Consider the following 2,500-nt stretch of genomic DNA (forward strand, 5'->3'; position numbering starts at 1 on the left):
CCAGCCTATCTACCTTGTCTTCTTCAAGGGGTCTTACTTCCTTTTAGGAATGAGATACTTCATCTCGGGACGGGCTTCACGCTTAGATGCTTTCAGCGTTTATCCCTTCCGGACGCAGCTACCCGGCCGTGCCCTTGGCAGGACAACCGGTACACCGTTGGTCCGTCCACTCCGGTCCTCTCGTACTAGGAGCAGCCTCCCTCATGTATCTTGCGCCCGCGATGGATATGGACCGAACTGTCTCACGACGTTCTGAACCCAGCTCACGTACCACTTTAATGGGCGAACAGCCCAACCCTTGGGACCTGCTTCAGCCCCAGGATGTGATGAGCCGACATCGAGGTGCCAAACCTCCCCGTCGATATGGACTCTTGGGAGAGATTAGCCTGTTATCCCCAGGGTAGCTTTTATCCGTTGAGCGATGGCAATTCCACTCTCTTTCCACCGGATCACTAAGCCCTACTTTCGTACCTGCTCGACCCGTCAGTCTCGCAGTCAAGCTCCCTTCTGCCTTTATGCTCTTCGCGCGATTTCTGTCCGCGCTGAGGGAACCTTTGGACGCCTCCGTTGCTCTTTCGGAGGCGACCGCCCCAGTCAAACTGCCCGCCTGGTACTGTCCCGAACACGGTTAATGTTCCGGTTAGATCCTTAGCATATAAAGGCCGGTATCCCAACGGTGACTCCATCACATCTAGCGATATGACTTCCCAGTCTCCCGGCTATCCTGTACGTTATATGCCAAAGACCAATGCCAAGCTGCAGTAAAGCTCCATGGGGTCTTTCTGTCCAGTCGCGGGTAACCTGCATCTTCACAGGTATTTCAATTTCACCGGGTCCCTCGTTGAGACAGTGCCCAAATCGTTACGCCTTTCGTGCGGGTCGGAACTTACCCGACAAGGAATTTCGCTACCTTAGGACCGTTATAGTTACGGCCGCCGTTTACAGGGGCTTCAGTTCGCTGCTTCACCTCAAGGGCTAACAACTCTCCTTAACCTTCCTGCACCGGGCAGGCGTCAGCACCTATACTTCAGCTTGCGCTTTCGCAGGCACCTGTGTTTGTGGTAAACAGTCGCTTGGGCCTCTTTTCTGCCGCCGACAACAGCTCCAACAGTAAATGTCTTCACCACCATCGGCCATCCTTTTCCCGAAGTTACGGATGCATTTTGCCGAGTTCCTTAACGAGGGTTTTCCCGCGCACCTTAGGATTCTCTCCCCGCCTACCTGTGTCGGTTTTGGTACGGGCGGACGACTTCTCGTTAGAAGCTTTTCTTGGCAGTGTAGTGCAGCTGAATTCAGATTGACCGTAGTCTTTCCTATCTATCGGTTCTCGGCCTTGCAGTATGGGGATTTGCCTCCATACCAGCCTACCGCCTTCGACGCGCCCAACCATTCGCGCGCTCAGCTTCCTTCCTGCGTCACTCCATCCTCAAACGAAGTCGCCCGGTACTGGAATTTTCGCCAGTTGTCCATCGCCTATGCTTTTCGCCTCGGCTTAGGTCCCGACTTACCCCGGGACGACGAGCGTTGCCCGGGATTCCTTAGGCTTTCGGTGGACAGGATTCTCACCTGTCGTTTCGCTACTCATACCGGCATTCTCACTTCTTACCCGTCCAGCAGTCCTTCCGGTCTGCCTTCGTCCAGATAAGAACGCTCCCCTACCCAGTGTGTACCGTTGTACACCCTGCCGCGGCTTCGGTTCTGTGCTTGAGCCCCGGATATTTTCGGCGCAGGGCCTCTCGACCAGTGAGCTATTACGCACTCTTTTAATGGTGGCTGCTTCTGAGCCAACATCCTGGTTGTTTTCGAAGTCCTACATCCTTCTCCACTTAGCACAGCATTTGGGACCTTAGCCGGCGGTCTGGGCTGTTTCCCTCTTGAATACGGGTCTTATCACTCGCATTCTGACTCCCAGGCTGCCCATATGAGCCATTCGTAGTTTGACTGGGGTCGGTAGGCTTTACGCCCCCTTGCCCGATCAGTGCTCTACCGTCTCTATGGTTATTCGCCTGAGGCTAGCCCTAAAGCTATTTCGGGGAGAACCAGCTATCTCCACGTTCGATTGGCATTTCACCCCTATGCACACCTCATCCCAACGTTTTTCAACACGCACGGGTTCGGTCCTCCACTCATTTTTACCTGAGCTTCAACCTGGACATGCATAGATCACTGTGGTTTCGGGTCTAATCCATGCTACTTGACGCCCTCTTAAGACTCGCTTTCGCTTCGGCTCCGCGTCTCCCGCTTAACCTCGCAGCATAAATTAACTCGCCGGTTCATTCTTCAATAGGCACGCCGTCGCACATGTATAGTGCTCCGACTGTTTGTAGACATACGGTTTCAGGTTCTATTGCACTCCCCTCCCGGGGTTCTTTTCACCTTTCCCTCACGGTACTTTTCGCTATCGGTCGTTTCGATGTATTTAGCCTTGGATGGTGGTCCACCCTGCTTCCCACCGGGTTCCTCGTGCCCTGTGGTACTCTGGATTCCTGCCCGCTTTTCA

The 2,500-nt window shown here is 54.1% G+C and carries 1 rRNA gene (cut by a window edge); it reads right to left on the bottom strand.

Going from position 1 to position 2,500, the window contains the following annotated elements:
• Positions 1–2,500, bottom strand: a 23S ribosomal RNA gene (locus C1713_RS01070) (its annotated part continues 376 nt past the right edge of the window); the annotation flags it as partial.

It is taken from the genome of Centipeda felix, assembly GCF_900186465.1.
GTDB lineage: Bacteria > Bacillota > Negativicutes > Selenomonadales > Selenomonadaceae > Centipeda > Centipeda felix.